The organism is Stenotrophomonas sp. C-A, assembly GCF_054030835.1.
On record NZ_CM132916.1, the window covers coordinates 1,689,353 to 1,706,535 of the forward strand.

The following is a 17,183-nucleotide window of genomic DNA, read 5'->3' on the forward strand; positions in this document are numbered from 1 at the left end:
AGTTCTCCTGGTCAGGCGGCGATGGGCGTGGAGGGGGACGCTGCGGCGATCTCGGCCAGCACCTCGCCGCGATGGCGGGCGAGCAGGGAGATCGGGATGCGCAGGTGGGCAAGACTCGGATCCGTCCAGCGCAGCTCAGCCAACGCGGCCTTTTCCATCGGTACCGGACGGGTGGCGAGGCCACACCGATGGCATTCGATGTGCAGCAGCGGAGGGCAGGGCGCGCCCAGGCGATGGCCGGTCGGGGCGCCTGCGGTCACGACGATCTGCGGTCGATGGCCGGGGCCGCACAGCGGTACTGAGTCGGGGAGCGGGCGAGCGGTCTGGCGCATGGTCAGCCCCTCACCGAGGTGCTGAGCGCCCAGCGCGCCTTGGCCGCATCACGGTCGCTGTGCGCCTGGTGGATCTCGGCGATGCGCAGCGGTACGACAACGGCGGCTACCAGCACCACGGCGGCCCAAGCGAGGCGGAGGCGCCGGCTCATGCAGCACCGCCGCTGGTCTCTTGACGCATTGCTCGTAGGCTTTTGACCGGATGTGCTTCATCCAGAAGGTCGGCGCAGTCGGCGCACGCGTACTGCGCTCCGCCGCCTCCATCGATATCGATCCCAAGCACCCAGCCCTCGCGCCCTGCGAGATCCTCGCAGTCGTCCGCAGACGCGGCGCCCGGGCTGTTCTCATCACAGTTGAAGCACCACAGGTGGTGGTTCTTCGCTGCAAGGGCGCTCATGCCCGCACCTCCGCAGACATGTCCCGCGAGCAGGCTTCCAGGCGGAGGCTGGCGACGCCCATGCGCCGGGAGCGGCGCAGCTGGTTGCGGTTGTGTTCGCCCTTGCTGCGAACCCACAGGGTTCGGGCGGTGCTGTGATCGCGTGCTGCCACGGCCCGCAGGGCCTTCACGGCCAACAACGGCAGCAGGCAGGGGCTTGGATCGGCGTAGCGATGAGACATGGCGCGCTCCTGTTCGAAGGAGGGCGCCGGCGGGTCAGGGGCCGAGGGGGCGGCTGCAACCGGCTAGGGGAGGGGCCAGTAGGGTGGCGACCCGCCGGTCGCCCGCCAGCTGCACAGCTGGCAGGGCGGACTCTACAAATAAACTTGCGTTCTCGTCAACAAGAAAACTTGCGTCGATGCGATTGGAGTGGATTTGTGCCGGCCAGGAGGCTGTCCTCGCCGCAGCTGAATGCGCGCTCGAATGCTAACCTTCAGGCCGTCTATGGAGGGAGGGGAGCTGTATGGAAGTCTTCTTCAGCACACTGGGTGCTCTGGGCGTCTGGCTGGTTGCCTTAGCCGTGCTGGCATTGGTGGTTATGGGATTGCTCATGCCTTTTGCCGTGTTCGGCATCAAGCCGCTACTGCGGGTGCTTATCGAGGAGCAACGCAGGAACAATCGGCTGCTGGCTAGGCAGGGGTTGCGGGACCAGGGAATTGAGGCAGGGGACGTGGCAGGCGTGGCCACGTCCAAAGATGACCGTGAGCCGCAGACGCTACAGGACTTCATCCGGGAACGTGGCGGGCATAGCCCGTAACTGTCCCCGTCAAGGGTTCGGCAGCACTTCAGCCATGTTCTTGATGAGCCCAGTCTGCTCAAGCGGGAAGCCCTCCATGATGGCTTCCCTTGCTTCTTCCATCTCGCAGAGCAACGCACCAAGCTCTTGCGCTGTAAGGTCGGTTAGGCGTTGCCTCAGAACCAGGTGCTGGTCGACTAGCCAGCTCAGCTGGAAGGCTTCACATAGCAGGCGAATCCTGCGGATGTACGCGAAGGCGATGGCGTCATTTGACGCTGTCGCGTGGCACTGTCGTGGGCACCTTAGGTCGGGCGGCCGTGCCTGCTGCCGAACTTTGCTAGCGAGTGCCTGCGCGAGAGCTTCCAGTGCTGCCGCTTCCTTCATGATCAACCCCCTTTGAAATCTGGCGCTTCCGCAGGTGTGCGGTGAAGTCGACCACGTTGTCTGGCGTAACTGCCTTCTCCTGACGGGCGGCCAGGTAGTTGTGAGCCAAGATGACAATCGAGGCGTCACTCGCGTCCTCTGGATCGAATGAAGACCCGAGCGCAAGGCAGGCTAGGCGGACAAGTTGGTACGACGCGGCAAGCGTAGGGGCGTCGAGTTGCACTGGTTGAGATTGTGCAGAACGGGGTGCTGAGAGGGCACTGAGCGGCTCGCCCTTGTCCCAGGTCAGGAACTGCTCAACAGACATGCCGAACGCGCGCGCCAACTCCGGGATGTACCGGGGGCGGCGGGTTGGAGTGTCCAGCAGTTGCTGGATGTGCTGGTACTTCACGTTGGGTGCGCCCGCTGCGCGGACACGGGCTGCAAGAGCCTCCACACCAAGCCCGTGGGCCTCCATCAGGCCCCGTGTGATTTCACCTATCAACATGCAAGCAATCTTGCACTGTTGATTCGCAAGAAAGATTGCGCTAATTTACCGCAAGAATTCTTGTGACCGGGCATTCCATGACCCCTCTGCAACGGGCTATTGCGATCTGTGGCACCCAAAGTGAGCTGGCTCGTCGGGTTACCGGCAAGCCCGCCACGGGCTACGTCTATCACTGGCGCAAGAATGGTGTGACCGAGGAGGTGGCGATCGCCATTGAGCGGGCGGTTGCTTCGGCCATGGCCGAGAACCAGGACGCAGCGCTGCGCGCCGATACCCTCGGAGGAAAGGTTACCGCCGAAGAACTGATCCCGGGTGTCCGCTGGGAGCGTGATTCTGACGGCGCAATCGTGGGCTATTTCAAAAGAGTCATCGGATCGGCGGGGGGCGTTAATGCCAGCCCGTGATCCTGCCCTAAGCATCGCCATAGCTCGCTTCGGTTGGGTTCGCGGGCACCAGCATTACCGCCTGCACCTCATTCGGCAGCAGCTCCGCAAGGGCGGGGTGGTTTTGATGCTTCTGGCGATGATTCTCCTTCTGGCGTTCGGAGTGCAAGGGCGCCCACAAGACCGCAACAACGCCGCCTGTCCCGGTGCGAACGTCAAAGGATCGAATGGCCTGAAAGCGCATGCGCTGAGGGAAGCTGATGATCTCTGGCATAGCCGGAATTTTGAGGGCGGCACCGGCCGGCATGGAACGATGAAATGCTCGGCATTTCAGGGGGAGGGCGCATGACTTGCCTTCGCTCTGATCTGCATTGGCGGGACGCCCTAAACAATGCAGTTTCCTGCGCACCAGGTGGTGTGCAAGACGCTGCTGCACACGTGAGCAAGCGTCGCGGAAAGTCCATTACTACAGAGACGCTGCGGAAGAAGTTGCGTGGAATCGAGGGCGAGTCTGTCTCCATGGAGATGGCCGAGATCCTCACCGAGTACCTACAGCGATTCGTGGGTACGCAGGCAATGGCAACCGACTGGGTGTGCTCATTGGCTGGACAGTTCGGCTTGATGGTGGATTACGTGCCAGCGCCACCTGTCGGCGGTTGGCCTGACGAGCTGGCGGCGATCCAGAGCAAGCTCCTCGAACTGCACAAACTGACAGGCCAACTGGCTGGGGCGGGCATTGATGCACTGGCCGACCGACGGCTGAGCATTCCAGAGGCTGATCGCATCCAGGACCTGTCCCGCGAAGTGCGCACGCTCTGCTTCAGGCTGGAGCGGAATGCGTGCCGCGCTGCTGGTCAGCAGGGGGGCTGAGGACTGACGTGGCAGTTCACCGCGCCCATCGATCCAAGTATCGACGGCGTGGTCAGGCCAGCGCTTCTGCGCGGCATGCCATGGAACTCGCAGCACTCGCGCTAACTGACGCGGTGCCGGGACTGATAGGCGATGAGGCATTGGCAGAGCGCGAGCGCATCCGCCAGCGACAAGAGCAGCAAGACAACCGGCAGCACTGCCTGCCTTTGGGGAACCCTGATGTACCACGCAAGCATTGATTCGGCCCCATCCCCCCGGGTGGCTTGTGAAAGGCCGCGTGCTGGCCGCGCTACTGAATCCGCCCTGGCATTGAGAGCGATTCTCGATACCAGCGTTGGGTCCTCCCTGGACCTGACGAACGCGGGTATTCAGACGCGCATTTCCTGGGTAGATAGCGGCTCGGGAAACTACTGAATGTCTGAGAACTATGGGGATGTGCTGCAGCAGCTGCAGTCCGCTGGCCTGCTGATCACCGAACTGGACACCACCGGACGCATGGTCCGTTGTCGCGTCGAGGGCTCACGCGAGCGCCGCGGCTGGTACGCGCTCCACGAACTGAACACCTCGGCTGGCGAAGTGCTGGTCGTCGGCACATACGGCGTCTGGCACGGCAACGAGAACGGCGCAACGAAGGTCGATCTGCGCAAGCGCGACAAGACCTTCTCCGATGAACAGCGCGAAGCGCTGCGCAATCGGCTGGCCGAGGACCGCCGCCGTGCGGAATCTGCCCGTCAGACCCAAGCGAAGCGGGCTGCAGAGCGGGCGTCGTCCGCCTGGGCCAAGGCCAATGCAGTTGGCGAGGCTGATTACCTGGTCAGCAAGGGCGTGCAGGGTTTCGGCCTGCGCTATGGCACGACGGGTGCCGCACTTGTTCCGCTGCTGGACGTCAACGGGCAGGTGCACGGCCTACAGGTGTTGCGCAGCGCGAAGCTGGCGGCGGCAGGACGCAAGCCGGCCAAGGAGTACTGGCCGGCAGGCATGGTCAAGAAGGGCCACTTCCACCTGATCGGCGGAAGTCCCCAGTGGATCTTGCTGGTGGCCGAGGGCTATGCCACTGCGGCCACGTTGCACATGGCGACGGGCTACCCGGTGGCAGTAGCGTTCGACGCCGGCAACATGCTGGCCGTCGCCTCGGCACTGGCGAAGCGTTATCGCGGCATCAAGATGCTGCTGTGCGCCGATGACGACGTGCTGCAGAAGTGCCGACACTGCAAGAGCCGCCTCGTCCTTGCCGACCATCCGCAGTTCTGCCCCTCCTGCGCGCAGCCTCATGGCGCATCGAATGCAGGTCTGCTTGGTGCCGAGGCCGCAGCGCTGGACGTGGGTGGAGCGGTGCTGCATCCGGTCTTCGCCGATGAGTCGGGCAGGCGTGAGCGCTTCATCGACAGCGGCCCCAAGATCAGCGACTTCAACGATCTGCACGCCCAAGAGGGCCTGCATGTCGTGCGGGCGCAGGTCGAGGCCCGTCTCACGGAGCTGTCCTGGCGGGTGCCAGCAGAAAAACGCGCGCCTTCCATCACCAGCAACGGGGGCGAGGGGAATGATCGCCTGGCACCGATCCACTCGCTGAACGAGTTGCTTGAGCGCTTCGCCCTGGTCTATGGGCAGGGCGGCACGGTGTTCGACCACAAAGAACACATGTTGGTCGCACTGGGCGACATGCGCGATGCCTGCGTGCGCAAGGAATTGCACCGGGCGTGGATGGAGCATTCGGATCGGTCCATCGTGCGGGTACGCGAAGTTGACTTCGACCCCTCGTGCGAGAAGCCAGGGGTGACATGCAACCTCTTTGCCGGTTGGCCGACCGTACCGCAAGAGGGCAACTGCGACCGGCTGCTGCAGCTGCTCTGGCACATGTGCGGCAACGAGGCCAACCAGAAGGCGCTGTACGACTGGGTGGTCAAGTGGCTTGCTTACCCGCTGCAGCATCCTGGCGCCAAGATGAAATCGACCATCGTCATTCATGGTCCGCAGGGCACCGGCAAGAACATGTTCTTCGATGAGTACATGAAGCTCTACGGTGACTATGGGCGCGTGTTGGACCAGGCGGCGCTGGAAGACAAGTTCAATGACTGGGCCAGCCGCAAGCTGTTCCTGCTGGCCGACGAAGTGGTCGCACGCACCGAGGTGTACCACCTCAAGAACAAGCTGAAGGCGCTGATCACGGGTGACCGCATTCGTATCAACCCGAAGAACATTCAGGCCTACGAGGAAGACAACCACGCCAACCTGGTGTTCCTCTCCAACGAGGCGATGCCTGTCGTGCTGGAGGAGGATGACAGGCGCCACGCAGTGATCTGGACGCCGGACAAGCTCAGTCAAGAGTTCTACACCGAGGTGCTGGCCGATATCCGCAATGGCGCTACGGCGGCGCTGCACCACTATTTGCTGCAGGTAGATCTGACCGGCTTCACCAATGGCACCAACCCGCCGATGACCCAGGCGAAAGAGGAGCTGATTGGCCTTAGCCAGGATAGCCCGCAGCGGTTCTTGGATGAGCTTTACGGCGACGACATCCCCGGGCTCAAGCCCATGCCTGCGCTCTCGAAGGAGTGGTACGAGGTCTATAAGGCCTGGTGTGCGCGAGAGGGCCTGCCGCGCCCGGCGCCGTCACCAAAGTTCATCAACGCGCTGGTGCGCAAGCGCCAGATCACCCATCCCGATCGGGCGCGCAAGCGCTACCAGATCGAGCAGAGCGTGAACGGACCTCACGGCTTCCTGATGCTCGGCAACTGCACCGTGCCTGACGGGAAGACAGAGGCAGCATGGCTGGGAGACCAGGTCGTGTCCTTCCGTCGCATGTTCTCCGACTACAAGGGGCGTGCGTGATCACTACATCCATCAATGTGCGGTGTGTGCGGGACGTGCGGGCAGATGTGCGGGCATTGAAATGCCGTGAATTGCTTGCAGCAGTAGGCGTGTGCGGGATGTGCGGGATGCGGCCTACATGGGCGGGCGCGGGTGAGCGTGATTGTTCCCGCCACAAACGCCTAGCAGCCACTCGCGTGTACATGGGGTCCCGCACATCCCGCACGTGCCGCACACGCCTACTGCCGCAGCGATTCAGTCTCGTCCCGAAGCCGCACAGGTCACCGCACAGCCCGCACATGCTCGCGCGCGCGCGTTTTTCCGCTTTAACGATCTTCGAAGGAAATGGAGTAGGGGGTAGCAATGGCTGAAGATGACGTGACGATCACTGGCAAAGAGCTGGCCTCCCTGATCGGCTGCAAGCCGTCCTACGTGGTCGAGCTGAGGAAGAAGGGTAGGGTGGTGGTGGGTGCTGGCGGAAAGGGATTTCTGAAGACCGCCTCCCTGGATCTCTACGCTCGTACCGCAGATCCGGTCTATGCCGGCGTAGCCCAGCGCCACGCCGATGAGCGTGGCAGCTCGCTGGTGGGGAGTGGGGAGGGTGCCAATGCTCTCGACCCCGACATCGATGACGATGAAGAGGGCAGCGACGAGGACGATTCCAGGCCCTCACGGGCCGGTCGGCCGCAGACCCCGGATTCCGCGCGCAAGGCCAAAGCGCTGGCCGACAAGGCCGAGACCGACGCGCACATGGCGCACATCGCGCTGCAGAAGGAGCTGGGGCTGCTGTTGCCGCGTGCCGACGTGGAAGCCTTCCTCGCCGAGCACGCAACGACCTTCCGGGGGGCGATGGAGCGCTTGGCCGATGCGCTGGCGCCGCAGCTGGCTGCAACGCTGGATGAGGCTGGGTGCCGGCGTCTGGTGTGGGATGAGGTGAGCCACGCACTGGAAGAACTGAGCCAGGGCTTCCGCACGTTGGCGGCCAAGGCAGCGGAGGCTGTGGAATGAAGGAGGCACAGAGCTGCCTGGCGGCGGTACTGGCGCGCTCGCTGCAGCCGCGGCGGCCCATGAGCGTGTCGCAGTGGTGCGATGAACACATGCGCCTGTCCACCAAGAGCGGCAGCAAGCCCGGGCGCTGGGTGACGGACCGCAACCCGCCACTGCGTGAGCCGATGGACAACATGTCCGCGCGTAGCCCGGTGCATGACCAGGTCTGCATGTTCCCGATCCAGTTCGGCAAGAGCCAGCTAGCGACCAACGCCATGGCTTACTGGATGGACTATGCGCCTGGCCCGATGATGTACGCGCTGCCGGGCGAGGTATCCATGAACAAGTGGATCGCCCAGAAGCTCAACCCGATGATCGAGGTGTGCGCGGCGGTCAAGAAGGCGCTGACCAGTACCGCCAGCCGCGACAGCGCCAACCAGCGCACGTTCAAAGACTTCGCTGGTGGCCAGCTGTTCGTGGAGCATATGGGCAGCCCGCAGCGCCTGAAGTCCTCGACGGTGAAGTACCTGCAGGTGGATGAGATCGACGAAGCGCCGCAGCAGCTCTCCACCGGCGACGACCCGGTGAAGATGCTGGATGGCCGCACATCGTCCTTCCCGACCACCTACAAGCGTCAGTACATCAGTACGCCTGGCATCGCCGGGCTCAGCCGGATTGCGAAGCTGTACGACAAGAGTGACCAGCGCCGGTACCACGTGCCGTGTCCCCACTGCGGCTATTACCAGGCGCTGCAGTGGAGTGGACTGGTGTGGTCGCCCGACAAGAGCCACGCGTGGTACGCCTGTTGCGAGTGCGGCGTCGCCATCGAGGAACACTTTAAGACCGACATGATTGCCAACGGCCGCTGGGTGGCGGCCAACCCTGACTCGCCCATTCGCGGCTACACCATCAACTGCCTGTACTACCAGTTCGGGCTGGGGCCGCGCTGGTTGGACCTGGTGAAGGAGTGGCTGGAAGCGCAGGGTGATCCTGCTTCCCTCAAAACCTTCGTGAATGACCGGCTGGCCGAGACGTGGGAAGACCCGTCAATGCGCGCGGTCAAGCACAACGTGATCAAGGATCGCGCCGAGCCGTACACCCTGCGCTTGGCTCCGATCGGGGTGCTGGCGGTCACGGTGGGTGTCGATACCCAGGATGGTCGCCTGGCGGTTCACACTATTGGCTGGGGGCGTGGCATGACCGCCTGGACCCTCGACTATGTGGAACTGCAAGGTGATCCCGCAGAGGACGCCGTGTGGGTTTCGCTGACGGACCTGCTGAACCGCGCCATCGAGCGAGCGGACGGCTCTCTTCTGCGTCCGATGGCGGTCGCTATCGACGCCGGTGGTCACCGCACGGAGGCGGTCAAGAACTACGTCCGCCAGCGGCGTGTCACCAGGCCCATGTGTATTTTCGGCGCCGTTCCGAATAACGCCCCCGTGCTGTCGAAGGGCAAGCTGGCTGACGTAACCTGGAACGGCAAAACTGACAAGCGTGGCATCACCATTCACCACGTCGGCACCGTGGCTGCGAAGCACTATCTGTATAGCCGCCTCTCCGCCGATGCGGAGCGCGCTGTCGAGACGCGATTGGTGCATTTCAGCGATGAGTTGCCGGATGAATACTTCCCCGGTTTGGTGTCGGAGGTCTACAACCCGGTGAAGAACCGATTCGAGAAGAGGGTTACACGTAACGAGCCGCTGGACACTTGGGTCTATGCCTACGCCGCCGCGCATCACCCGGAGGTCCGCCTGCATCGCTACACGCGTGCAGACTGGGACGTTTTGGAGGCCCGCCTGCTGCTGACCGTGAACAGTGCTGATTCCCGTGAAACAGAGGCAGCGCCGGTCGATGTCGAGGCGAAGAGTGTTTCGCGTGGAACGCAACAGGTCCGTCCGCGTAGCAGCGGGCTGGCGCGAGATGGGTGGGCGCTCTGATGGCGAAACGTACCGAGTCAGCCGAAGAGTTGAGGGAGCGGATCCTGGCTGCGATGCGGGCCGACATAGGTATCAGTGAGCGCATGGCGCTTCCGTTCGTTGAATCGGTGATGCAGTGCTTTGCCGGAGAGCAGCCGTACTTTCCTGCAGCAGTTCGAACCTACCCCTTGGCGGAGATTCGTCGTTCTCTGGAATCTGGGATTCCCGTGAAACAGGTCATGCGAGACTTTGACGTGTCCAGATCAAAGCTGCACGAGCTGTTCCCTGGTGGGCTTCCGCGAAAGGGAAAACAGGTGTCGTCCACGGTTTCAATGAAAGTGGAGACAAATTAGTTTTCTGCTCCTTTTGAATCAGTAACTTAAGGGGGGCATTGTCCACGGTTTTATTGAGTTCGTGGACAGTGCTATCCGTAGCCTATGTAGTCATGAAGACTGCTCAGGAAATGCTGGATTTGTACATCGACGCGGAGGTCGCCGTCCTTTCCGGCCAGACCGTTCGCATCGGTGATCGCCAGTTGACCCGGGCGGACCTGGCTGAGATCCGTTCCGGTCGGAAAGAGTGGCAGGCTGCGGTCCTGCGTGCAGGCTCGGTCGCCGGTCGGCGGGCGCGCTGGGCCAACGCCGATTTCGGTGGGGTGACCTGATGTCCTCCGCGCAGATCGCCAAGGCACGATTGGGCGCCGCTCTCGGCGCCGATCGCGCCGTTCAATCGGCGCGGGCTCAGATGGCCCCGGTAATCGCCCGCGCGCACGAAGTCACTCGCCCGTCGCGAAACCGAAAGCTCGCGAGGGACTGGGGTAGCGGCAATGCCATCGCAGGCATGGATGCGCGCCAGCTCCGCGATCAGGCCCGCCATCTGGAGCGTGACCTGGATCTGGCGGACAACGCGCTGAACGTCCTGGTCCAGAACACGGTTGGCGCAGGCATCGACGTGCTTTCTGCGCCTCGACTTCCCGGGCAGCCGATCAACCGCGAACTAGCATTGCAGCTGGACGACCTCTGGGACGCTTGGTGGGACGCGCCCGAGGCCACCCGGACGCACGACTACGGCATGTGCCAGCAGCTGCTAGCACGCAGCTGGTTCCGCGATGGTGATGCGTTCTATCAGGATCTCATCGGTACCGTGCCGTACTTCGAGCACGGCACTGCCGTGCCTTATAGCTTCGAGATGCTAGAGGCCGACCTGGTGCCGCTGGACTTCAACGATCCGGCGCGCAACATCCTGCAAGGTGTCGAGCGCAACGCCTGGGGCCGGCCTATCGCGTTCCACGTTTACAAGAGTCATCCGGGTGATCCGATGGGCACGCGGCTGGAGACCAAGCGGGTTTCCGCCGAGTTCATGCACTGCATCGCGCTGATGAAACGTCTGCACCAGGTGCGCGGGCTCAGCGTGTTCGCGAGTGCCATGTCCCGCTTCGAGGACGTGAAGGACTATGAAGAGTCCGAACGCATTGCTGCCAAGGTGGCGGCGTCGATGACGTTCCAGATCAAGAAGGGCAGCGGCGAGCAGTACGGCGCGGATCTGGGCGGCCAGGCCATCCTCCAGGACGGTGTTCCGATTCGTGAGCTGCGCCTTGCGCCAGGTGCAATCTTCGATGATCTGCTGCCTGGCGAGTCGATTGAGAGTCTGGGCACAGACCGGCCGAATCCCAACGCGGCAACTTGGCGCAAGGAACAATTGCGCGCAGCTGCCGGCGGCATCGGCGTGAGCTATTCCAGCCTTTCGCTGGACTACAACGGCACCTATTCGGCGCAGCGTCAGGAGCTGGTCGAGAAGTGGGGCAGCTACCTGATGCTGGCCGAGCGCTTCATCGCCCTGTGCGTGCGGCCGCAGCGTATGCGATTCGTGGAGGCCTGCGTGCTTTCGGGCCGCGTGCGGCTGCCCCGTGGCTGGACGCTGCGTGACCTGGCCGCCTCCACGTACGTCCGCCCGGTGATGCCGTGGATTGATCCGTTGAAGGAGGCCTACGCGCGCGGCGAGGCGGAGGACCGCGGTTGGGTGTCACCGCAGCAGAACACGCTTCAGTACGGCAATAACCCCGCTGAGGTCCTGCGTCAGCGTCAGGACTGGCAGGAACAGACCCAGACCCTCGCGCCGCCGGCGCCCAACACCAGTGCAGAAGCGCGTGCCCAAGTCTTGGGCCAGCTGACGCGCGATCTCTCCAGGAGCGAATGACATGCGTGCACGCCTGTTGGCCAGCGCGATCCAGAACACCCTCCGCGCGGACGCGGCAACCGAAGCCGAGCTCGGCCCCGCCCTATATCAGGTCCGGGCAGAGGGCGAGGTCGCCGATGTGATGATCTATGGCGCCATCGGTGGCTACCTGTTCGAAGAGTCGGTTTCCGCTGCCGACCTGGTCGAGCGGATCGGCCAGATCACGGCCGGCACCATTCATGTGCGGCTGAACAGTGTCGGTGGTGTTGTCGCCGATGGCATGGCAATCCACAACGCGCTGCAGGCCCATCCGGCGCACAAGATCGTCACCGTGGAAGGGCAGGCCGCTTCCATCGCCTCGCTGATCCTGCAGGCCGGAGATGAGCGCCGGGTCTATGCCAGCTCCCTGGTCATGGTTCATGCGCCACGCACCGTGGCTGCTGGCAGCGCTACCGCATTCCGCCAGAACGCAGACGCGCTGGACGCGCATGCCTCGGCCATGTTGGAGGCCTATGCGGCCCGCTCGGGCCGACGTGAGGAGATGGAGCGACTGCTTACCGACGACGCCGACCATTGGTTCTCCGGTCCGCAGGCCGTCGATGCCGGTCTGGCTGACCTGGTGGTGGACGCCGACCCCGGTGCCACGGCCATGTGGTCGTCGGCATCTACCGTCGCCATCAGCGGCTATCTGCAGTCCATCGAGGGTGCTGGCGCGCCCGTGTTGTCTCAGCTGCGTCGAAGCATTGTCGCCAGCCTTTCTCCGCAAGTATTCGCCTCGCTTTCCGAGGTCAGCCAGTCGGCCGTGATCGGCCATATCGAGGATCCAACCATGAAGAAGCAGTACAGCGCCATCCTCGCGAACGCCGGTCGACAGAGCCCGGCAGTCGCAACCACCGCTGCCACGCCAGCCACCCCGGTCGTCGCTGCGGCTCCCGCTCCAGCGCCGGCCGCGGGCGATCCTGTCCAGGCTGCTCTGGGTGCATTGCGTGAGCGCAATACCCAGATTCAGGCCATCGCGCTGCCCCACATGGGCAACGCGCAGGTCCGTGAGTACGTGGATGGTGTGATCGCGCAGGCGGACTCCAACATCACCGCCGATGCGGTGGGCCGCCACATCCTGGCGCTGCTGGGCAGCAATGCAAGTCCGCTCAATGGTGGAGCGGCTGTTACTGCTGGTACAGATCAGCGCGATCTGACCCGCGCGGCCATGTCCAACGCGATCCAGGCTCGTGCCGGCTTGGTTCAGGCGACGGACGGTAATGCCTTCCGTGGCATGTCCATGACCGAAATCGCCCGAGCCTGCGTGCAGCAGGCCGGTGTGGACACCCGTGGTATGGAGCGCCTGGAAGTGGTCGGTATGGCGTTCACCCACAGCAGCTCGGACTTCCCGCAGCTGCTGGGCGACGCCTCGCGCCGGGCGCTGCTGCAAGGCTACCAGGAGGTTGAAGAAACCTTCGACCAGTACACCCGAGCGGTGAACGTGGGTGATTTCAAGCCGACCAACTTGGTCGGACTGGGCGCATTCTCGGATCTGGACATTGTTCCGGAGGGTGGCGAGTACAAGCAGGGCTCGTTCTCTGAGCAGTCGCAGGCCATGAAGATCGTTACCTACGGCAAGCTGTTCACCATCACCCGCCAGGCCATCATTAACGACGACTTGGGAGTGTTCGGCGACGTGCCGCGCAAGATGGGCCAGGCTGCACGCCGCACGCTCGCGAAGGCGGTGTTCGACCTCATCAACAGCAACCCGCTCCTGGCTGACGGCAAGCGCCTGTTCCACGCTGACCACAAGAACCTGCTGCCTGCCGCGCTGATCAGCACTGCCAGCGTAGGCGCGATGCAGGCTGCGATGCGCCTGCAGAAGGATGCTGACGGCAATCTCATCCAGGTGCCGATGCGCGGTCTGTTGACGCCGGTGGCGCTGAGTGGCCTGGCAAAAACCGTGCGCACCGCCCAGTTTGCCGTGGGGGCGGGCGTTGGCAGCAACGACCCCAACATCGTGCGCGAGACCTTCGAAGTCTGGGACGACGGGCGTCTGGACGCCAAGGATGCACAGGCCTGGTACGGCATCTCCAACCCCGCCTACGTAGACGGGATCGTGGTGGGCTACCTCGACGGCAACCAGACGCCGTATCTGGAGCAGCACCAGGGCTTCACCGTCGACGGCGTGTCCTGGAAGGTGCGCCTGGATGCGGCGCCGGCCATCGCGGACTACCGCGGCATCTACAAGAACCCGGGTAACCCCTGACCGTCTCGCATCGAGGTCGCCGCAATAGCGGCGGCCTCCTGAACCCCCCTCACGCATCCGGAGAGTATTTATGAAGAACGCACATCAGGACGGCCGCGTGCTCGACGTGACCCTGGCCGCTGACACCAAGAGTGGAGAGTTGGTGGTACAGGGCAAGCTGGTTGCCGTCGCTGTCACCGATGGCAAGGCCGGCGAGATCATTGCGACGCATGTCGAAGGCGTTTTCGAGGTCCCCAAACTGCCGGCCGCCGTGTTCGCTGTCGGCGCCACTGTCAACTGGGACACCGACGCCGGCCACGCGATCGCTGCTGCCGCTGGTGCTGGCCAGGTTGGCGACATCGGCTTCGCAGTCTACCCGGCGGCAGCCGGTGCGCTTACCGTTTTCGTCCGGTTGACCCCGGGCTCCGCCGCAGCAGGCGCGTAACCGAACAGGCCGGCACCGCTCACATACGCCCGGGTGGCGTGAGCGGTGCCGGTTCTTCAATAGCGACAACGGGGGATGGCATGGGCACCACCAGCACGCCGCGCGGCGTACGCAACAACAATCCTGGCAACATCGACCGTACCAGCACGCCGTGGCAGGGTGAGGATCGGTCCGTCGCGGCCATCGCGCGCGAGCAGCGCTTCTGCGTGTTCCTGACCCCGCAGGCCGGGTTCCGCGCTCTGGCGAAGACCCTGCTCACATACCAGCGCAAGCACGGCCTGCGCACGGTGAAGGAGATCATCGGGCGTTGGGCACCCCCGGTGGAGAACGATACTGGTGCATACGTCCGGCAGGTTGCCACTGCGGTGGGCGTTGCGCCTTCGGAAGTGATCCGCCTGGACAACGCGGTCACTCTGAGCCGTCTGGCTACCGCTATCGCCAAGCATGAAAACGGCGGAATGTACTGGCGCCCGGACGTGATCGACGCCGGTGTTGCAGAGGCGCTGCGCTGATGGTCGGCGGCGGCGTCACCGCTACGGCTCCCTGGTGGGCTGCAGGCAGCGTGGTAGCGCTGTGGCTGCTCCGCGAGACGTGGACGGCGTTCCTCTCTCGTAGGAAGGAGCGTACCGAGACCGACGCCAACGTGGATCTCATCAAGGGCCTGTCCGACCGTGTCTCCTTCCTCGATCAGAGGGTCACCGCTCAGGATGAGCGGCTTCAGGCTGAAATGCTGCTGCGGCTCAGAGCGCAGGAGGAGGCCAGCGCCCTGCGCACGCGTGTGCGCCAGCTCGAATCGACGCTGCGGGGCCTTGGTGCGGTTATCCCGCCCGAAGACCCGGTGGTGTCCCCATGATCCGCGCTCTGGTCGTCGCCATCCTCCTGCTGCTGGGCGTCATCGTCTGGCAGCGCGGCTCGGTGTCCATCGCGCACCGTGCGGCCGACCAGGCCGCGTCCAGCCGTGACGCCATGGAAATCGAGCGTGATGCCGCTCGCGCTGAGGCCGATGCCGCAGCCAAAACCCTGAAGGCAGAGCGTGGCAGCGCCGCCGCCGCGAACAACCTGGCATCCAAGTACGAAAAGGAAAAGAACGATGCACAGAAGGCATCTGATCGCCTCATCGCTGATCTTCGCGCTGGCAACCAGCGCCTGCACCAGCGTTGGCAAGCGTCCGTCGCCACCGCAGAGCTGTCCGCGGCCGCCGCTGCCGGCAGCCAGCCTGATGGTCGAGCCGACGACCGAATTGAAAGTGCGGGCCGAGCTATTGGCGCCGCCGCCCAGTGCGACGCCCAGGTGAGGGCACTGCAGGCTTACGCGATGCTGTGTTCGGGAGGTGCGCGGTGAGCGAGGTCGACTTCCTTCGCGATCTGGATGGCACCTTGCACGCCGCCTTTGCGCTGGCAGGCATGGCGTCGCAAGGTCGGTACACGGCCAAGGATGGTCCGACCACCGAGGGTGTGCGTGCCTATGTGGAGCGCGACGTTGAGACCATCGGTGAACTGCGTCAGTTCAGGTCAGGCCGTGTGGAGATCGCGTACCTGCGTTCGGACGTAGCGCCTGACCAAGGCGATCGCTTCGAGGTGGTTTCGAGCGCGTTCGGTACTGAGGTCTTCGTCAACAGTAAGAAGATCAGCGATGACGGCTCGCAGAGCCGCTGGCTGGTGACCCGTGGCTGACCTGGCAGAGCCGCTGTCGTGGCAGCTGGTGGAGTTCCTAGCTGCTCGCGTCCGCCTGATCTCGCGCAGCAGTGGCTTCCGCACCGACATCGGTGCGGGCGCCGTAATCATCGATGAAACCGAGATCAGCGAGGACAGCACCGAGCCAGCAACGATCATCTCTGTCCGCCAGCTTTCGCGCAGTGGTGGCGGTGTGGCCCAGTCCAGTTCCGATGCGGCCATCACCATCGAGTTCGAAGTTCCGCGTGGCAGCGATGAGGCGAATCCTAGGCTGCTCGTTCATCGCGCGCGCCATGACCTGATCCGCGCCCTGACGTTCAAAGAGAAGTCGCTGCCGCTGGGGGTGACCAGTTTCGAGCTGCTGGAAACCCAGCTGGCGACCCTGGAGGACGATGCCGGGCATACCGCCGTAGTCGCTCAGATCACCGCGCGGGCTGGTCTGACCGAGACCTTTGAGCCCGTGTCCAACTCGTAAAGGAACCAGAACCATGGCACAGCCCAAAGTCCGTAAATTCGCAGGTGACCTGCGCTTCTGGGAGCACGGCTCCGAGGGCGTTCGCGTCCCCGTCATCCCCGAGCCCGCCGACAAGTTCGGCAACCAGCCCCTGGAGCAGTCCTCGCTGACCTTCAGCTACGAAGCCGGCGATTCGGTGGAGATCAAGAGCAAGCGACGTGATGCTCGCTATCAGCAGATCATCCACAAGGACTCGAACCCGGGCGTCACCAACGTCTCGATTACCGCGCTGGAAGTGCCGCCAGCCTTCTTGGCTCGCATGCTGTACGGCACCTTGGTCAACACCACTGTGGCAGCCGGCTCGGCCAACGCTGTGTCGGTCACTGTTAGCAGCGTGGATACCCCCGTAAAGCTGCCGCACAACTTCATCGAAGCGACTCCGGCCCCGGTGTTCAAGAAGGGCACAGTGGATTTGGTGAAGGGCACCGACTATGACCTCGAGCCCCGTCATGGTTTGCTGATCCCCAAGAAGGGTGGCGCGCTGCAGGCCGGCGATGTTGTGGCTGCCGATTACAGCTTCGATGCCTATCTGGAAACCGCGATCAGCGGCGGCACAACCCCGAGCAAATCGTTCCAGGTCCTGGGCGATATGCAGGACCGCATCAGTGGCGACGAAGGGCTGCTAACGATCCCCAATGTCGACCTGACCGTCGATGGCGACGTTGACTGGTTCAGCGATGAGCCGATTCAGGTGACCTTGACTGGCCCGGTCATCTTCCAGGCCGGCGAAACCGATCTCTACACCTTCAAGATCGCCGCGCAGTCGGCGGGCTGAGCGTACCGGTGACTTCAGCTAAGGGAGGGTGCCTG

Annotated in this window: 23 protein-coding genes; 17 read left to right on the forward strand and 6 right to left on the reverse strand. The window is 63.8% G+C overall.

Features of this window, described 5'->3' with window-relative positions:
• Positions 1-11: 11 nt before the first annotated feature.
• From ACW5IY_RS08025 to ACW5IY_RS08040, 4 genes are read right to left on the reverse strand one after another with little or no spacing between them, the layout of a single operon-like run.
• A complete protein-coding gene (locus tag ACW5IY_RS08025) occupies positions 12-332 on the reverse strand; it encodes a hypothetical protein (protein WP_457327130.1) in 321 nt (106 codons plus the stop codon).
• A 2-nt stretch (positions 333-334) separates the two neighbouring features.
• Positions 335-484 carry a hypothetical protein gene (locus ACW5IY_RS08030; protein WP_197586030.1) on the reverse strand — a complete coding sequence of 50 codons (150 nt, stop codon included), beginning with the start codon at positions 482-484 and terminating at the stop codon, positions 335-337.
• On the reverse strand, positions 481-729 hold the full coding sequence (locus ACW5IY_RS08035) for a hypothetical protein (protein ID WP_457327133.1): 249 nt from the start codon (positions 727-729) through the stop codon (positions 481-483). Before ACW5IY_RS08035 ends, ACW5IY_RS08030 begins: the two co-directional genes overlap by 4 nt.
• The gene (locus tag ACW5IY_RS08040; protein ID WP_014646649.1) at positions 726-950 is read right to left on the reverse strand and encodes a hypothetical protein; all 225 of its coding nucleotides are present in this window, start codon (positions 948-950) and stop codon (positions 726-728) included. The genes ACW5IY_RS08035 and ACW5IY_RS08040 overlap by 4 nt, the downstream gene beginning before the upstream one ends.
• Positions 951-1,231: 281 nt before the next feature.
• Here ACW5IY_RS08040 and ACW5IY_RS08045 point away from each other — a divergent pair, with 281 nt between their 5' ends.
• The gene (locus ACW5IY_RS08045; protein ID WP_057500288.1) at positions 1,232-1,525 is read left to right on the forward strand and encodes a hypothetical protein; all 294 of its coding nucleotides are present in this window, start codon (positions 1,232-1,234) and stop codon (positions 1,523-1,525) included.
• Between the two features lie 316 nt (positions 1,526-1,841).
• On the opposite strand, the gene ACW5IY_RS08050 is transcribed toward ACW5IY_RS08045, so the two are convergent.
• Positions 1,842-2,375, reverse strand: a complete 534-nt coding sequence (locus tag ACW5IY_RS08050; protein WP_057500290.1) for a hypothetical protein — start codon at positions 2,373-2,375, stop codon at positions 1,842-1,844.
• Positions 2,376-2,452: 77 nt separating this feature from the next.
• On the opposite strand from ACW5IY_RS08050, the gene ACW5IY_RS08055 reads away from it, so the two are divergent.
• Complete coding sequence (locus ACW5IY_RS08055; RefSeq protein WP_329767271.1) at positions 2,453-2,779, forward strand: hypothetical protein; 327 nt, start codon at positions 2,453-2,455, stop codon at positions 2,777-2,779.
• 7 nt (positions 2,780-2,786) lie between these two features.
• Here the strand turns inward: ACW5IY_RS08055 and ACW5IY_RS08060 are convergent, their stop codons facing one another.
• Positions 2,787-3,032, reverse strand: a complete 246-nt coding sequence (locus ACW5IY_RS08060; protein ID WP_197578050.1) for a hypothetical protein — start codon at positions 3,030-3,032, stop codon at positions 2,787-2,789.
• A 164-nt stretch (positions 3,033-3,196) separates the two neighbouring features.
• Between ACW5IY_RS08060 and ACW5IY_RS08065 the strand changes: the two genes are divergently transcribed.
• The 15 genes from ACW5IY_RS08065 (at position 3,197) to ACW5IY_RS08135 (ending at position 17,148) form a co-directional block, all read left to right on the forward strand.
• Positions 3,197-3,628 (forward strand): hypothetical protein, encoded by a 432-nt coding sequence (locus ACW5IY_RS08065; RefSeq protein ID WP_457327135.1) that lies wholly within the window; start codon positions 3,197-3,199, stop codon positions 3,626-3,628.
• Between the two features lie 414 nt (positions 3,629-4,042).
• Positions 4,043-6,457, forward strand: coding sequence for a DUF5906 domain-containing protein (locus tag ACW5IY_RS08070; protein WP_457327136.1), 2,415 nt, complete (start codon positions 4,043-4,045; stop codon positions 6,455-6,457).
• A 342-nt stretch (positions 6,458-6,799) separates the two neighbouring features.
• Positions 6,800-7,444 carry a hypothetical protein gene (locus ACW5IY_RS08075; RefSeq protein ID WP_457327138.1) on the forward strand — a complete coding sequence of 215 codons (645 nt, stop codon included), beginning with the start codon at positions 6,800-6,802 and terminating at the stop codon, positions 7,442-7,444.
• Positions 7,441-9,360: a phage terminase large subunit family protein gene (locus ACW5IY_RS08080; protein ID WP_457327139.1), complete on the forward strand. Its 1,920-nt coding sequence runs from the start codon at positions 7,441-7,443 to the stop codon at positions 9,358-9,360. Before ACW5IY_RS08075 ends, ACW5IY_RS08080 begins: the two co-directional genes overlap by 4 nt.
• A complete protein-coding gene (locus ACW5IY_RS08085) occupies positions 9,360-9,692 on the forward strand; it encodes a helix-turn-helix domain-containing protein (RefSeq protein ID WP_457327141.1) in 333 nt (110 codons plus the stop codon). The genes ACW5IY_RS08080 and ACW5IY_RS08085 overlap by 1 nt, the downstream gene beginning before the upstream one ends.
• Before the next feature lie 92 nt (positions 9,693-9,784).
• Positions 9,785-10,003, forward strand: coding sequence for a DUF6148 family protein (locus ACW5IY_RS08090; RefSeq protein WP_457327142.1), 219 nt, complete (start codon positions 9,785-9,787; stop codon positions 10,001-10,003).
• A complete protein-coding gene (locus tag ACW5IY_RS08095) occupies positions 10,003-11,535 on the forward strand; it encodes a phage portal protein (protein ID WP_111118863.1) in 1,533 nt (510 codons plus the stop codon). The genes ACW5IY_RS08090 and ACW5IY_RS08095 overlap by 1 nt, the downstream gene beginning before the upstream one ends.
• A gap of 1 nt (position 11,536) precedes the next feature.
• Complete coding sequence (locus ACW5IY_RS08100) at positions 11,537-13,762, forward strand: ClpP-like prohead protease/major capsid protein fusion protein (RefSeq protein ID WP_457327143.1); 2,226 nt, start codon at positions 11,537-11,539, stop codon at positions 13,760-13,762.
• A 70-nt stretch (positions 13,763-13,832) separates the two neighbouring features.
• Positions 13,833-14,186, forward strand: a complete 354-nt coding sequence (locus tag ACW5IY_RS08105; protein WP_457327144.1) for a DUF2190 family protein — start codon at positions 13,833-13,835, stop codon at positions 14,184-14,186.
• 80 nt (positions 14,187-14,266) lie between these two features.
• Entirely contained in the window at positions 14,267-14,698 is a 432-nt protein-coding gene (locus ACW5IY_RS08110) for a structural protein P5 (RefSeq protein ID WP_125894700.1), read from the forward strand.
• A complete protein-coding gene (locus tag ACW5IY_RS08115) occupies positions 14,698-15,039 on the forward strand; it encodes a hypothetical protein (RefSeq protein WP_125894702.1) in 342 nt (113 codons plus the stop codon). The genes ACW5IY_RS08110 and ACW5IY_RS08115 overlap by 1 nt, the downstream gene beginning before the upstream one ends.
• Positions 15,036-15,527 carry an endopeptidase gene (locus ACW5IY_RS08120; protein WP_457327145.1) on the forward strand — a complete coding sequence of 164 codons (492 nt, stop codon included), beginning with the start codon at positions 15,036-15,038 and terminating at the stop codon, positions 15,525-15,527. Before ACW5IY_RS08115 ends, ACW5IY_RS08120 begins: the two co-directional genes overlap by 4 nt.
• Entirely contained in the window at positions 15,524-15,859 is a 336-nt protein-coding gene (locus tag ACW5IY_RS08125; RefSeq protein ID WP_457327146.1) for a head-tail joining protein, read from the forward strand. The genes ACW5IY_RS08120 and ACW5IY_RS08125 overlap by 4 nt, the downstream gene beginning before the upstream one ends.
• Complete coding sequence (locus tag ACW5IY_RS08130) at positions 15,852-16,334, forward strand: hypothetical protein (protein WP_457327147.1); 483 nt, start codon at positions 15,852-15,854, stop codon at positions 16,332-16,334. Before ACW5IY_RS08125 ends, ACW5IY_RS08130 begins: the two co-directional genes overlap by 8 nt.
• Before the next feature lie 13 nt (positions 16,335-16,347).
• Positions 16,348-17,148 (forward strand): phage tail tube protein, encoded by an 801-nt coding sequence (locus ACW5IY_RS08135; RefSeq protein WP_457327148.1) that lies wholly within the window; start codon positions 16,348-16,350, stop codon positions 17,146-17,148.
• Positions 17,149-17,183 lie beyond the last annotated feature (35 nt).

What these genes read in the sequence shown, in the direction of transcription:
- ACW5IY_RS08025 (WP_457327130.1), bottom strand. Translation starts at nt 332, where the DNA reads ATGCGCCAGACCGCTCGCCCGCTCCCCGACTCAGTACCGCTGTGCGGC.
- ACW5IY_RS08030 (WP_197586030.1), bottom strand. Translation starts at nt 484, where the DNA reads ATGAGCCGGCGCCTCCGCCTCGCTTGGGCCGCCGTGGTGCTGGTAGCC.
- ACW5IY_RS08035 (WP_457327133.1), bottom strand. Translation starts at nt 729, where the DNA reads ATGAGCGCCCTTGCAGCGAAGAACCACCACCTGTGGTGCTTCAACTGT.
- ACW5IY_RS08040 (WP_014646649.1), bottom strand. Translation starts at nt 950, where the DNA reads ATGTCTCATCGCTACGCCGATCCAAGCCCCTGCCTGCTGCCGTTGTTG.
- ACW5IY_RS08045 (WP_057500288.1), top strand. Translation starts at nt 1,232, where the DNA reads ATGGAAGTCTTCTTCAGCACACTGGGTGCTCTGGGCGTCTGGCTGGTT.
- ACW5IY_RS08050 (WP_057500290.1), bottom strand. Translation starts at nt 2,375, where the DNA reads ATGTTGATAGGTGAAATCACACGGGGCCTGATGGAGGCCCACGGGCTT.
- ACW5IY_RS08055 (WP_329767271.1), top strand. Translation starts at nt 2,453, where the DNA reads ATGACCCCTCTGCAACGGGCTATTGCGATCTGTGGCACCCAAAGTGAG.
- ACW5IY_RS08060 (WP_197578050.1), bottom strand. Translation starts at nt 3,032, where the DNA reads ATGCCAGAGATCATCAGCTTCCCTCAGCGCATGCGCTTTCAGGCCATT.
- ACW5IY_RS08070 (WP_457327136.1), top strand. Translation starts at nt 4,043, where the DNA reads ATGTCTGAGAACTATGGGGATGTGCTGCAGCAGCTGCAGTCCGCTGGC.
- ACW5IY_RS08075 (WP_457327138.1), top strand. Translation starts at nt 6,800, where the DNA reads ATGGCTGAAGATGACGTGACGATCACTGGCAAAGAGCTGGCCTCCCTG.
- ACW5IY_RS08080 (WP_457327139.1), top strand. Translation starts at nt 7,441, where the DNA reads ATGAAGGAGGCACAGAGCTGCCTGGCGGCGGTACTGGCGCGCTCGCTG.
- ACW5IY_RS08085 (WP_457327141.1), top strand. Translation starts at nt 9,360, where the DNA reads ATGGCGAAACGTACCGAGTCAGCCGAAGAGTTGAGGGAGCGGATCCTG.
- ACW5IY_RS08090 (WP_457327142.1), top strand. Translation starts at nt 9,785, where the DNA reads ATGAAGACTGCTCAGGAAATGCTGGATTTGTACATCGACGCGGAGGTC.
- ACW5IY_RS08095 (WP_111118863.1), top strand. Translation starts at nt 10,003, where the DNA reads ATGTCCTCCGCGCAGATCGCCAAGGCACGATTGGGCGCCGCTCTCGGC.
- ACW5IY_RS08100 (WP_457327143.1), top strand. Translation starts at nt 11,537, where the DNA reads ATGCGTGCACGCCTGTTGGCCAGCGCGATCCAGAACACCCTCCGCGCG.
- ACW5IY_RS08105 (WP_457327144.1), top strand. Translation starts at nt 13,833, where the DNA reads ATGAAGAACGCACATCAGGACGGCCGCGTGCTCGACGTGACCCTGGCC.
- ACW5IY_RS08110 (WP_125894700.1), top strand. Translation starts at nt 14,267, where the DNA reads ATGGGCACCACCAGCACGCCGCGCGGCGTACGCAACAACAATCCTGGC.
- ACW5IY_RS08115 (WP_125894702.1), top strand. Translation starts at nt 14,698, where the DNA reads ATGGTCGGCGGCGGCGTCACCGCTACGGCTCCCTGGTGGGCTGCAGGC.
- ACW5IY_RS08120 (WP_457327145.1), top strand. Translation starts at nt 15,036, where the DNA reads ATGATCCGCGCTCTGGTCGTCGCCATCCTCCTGCTGCTGGGCGTCATC.
- ACW5IY_RS08135 (WP_457327148.1), top strand. Translation starts at nt 16,348, where the DNA reads ATGGCACAGCCCAAAGTCCGTAAATTCGCAGGTGACCTGCGCTTCTGG.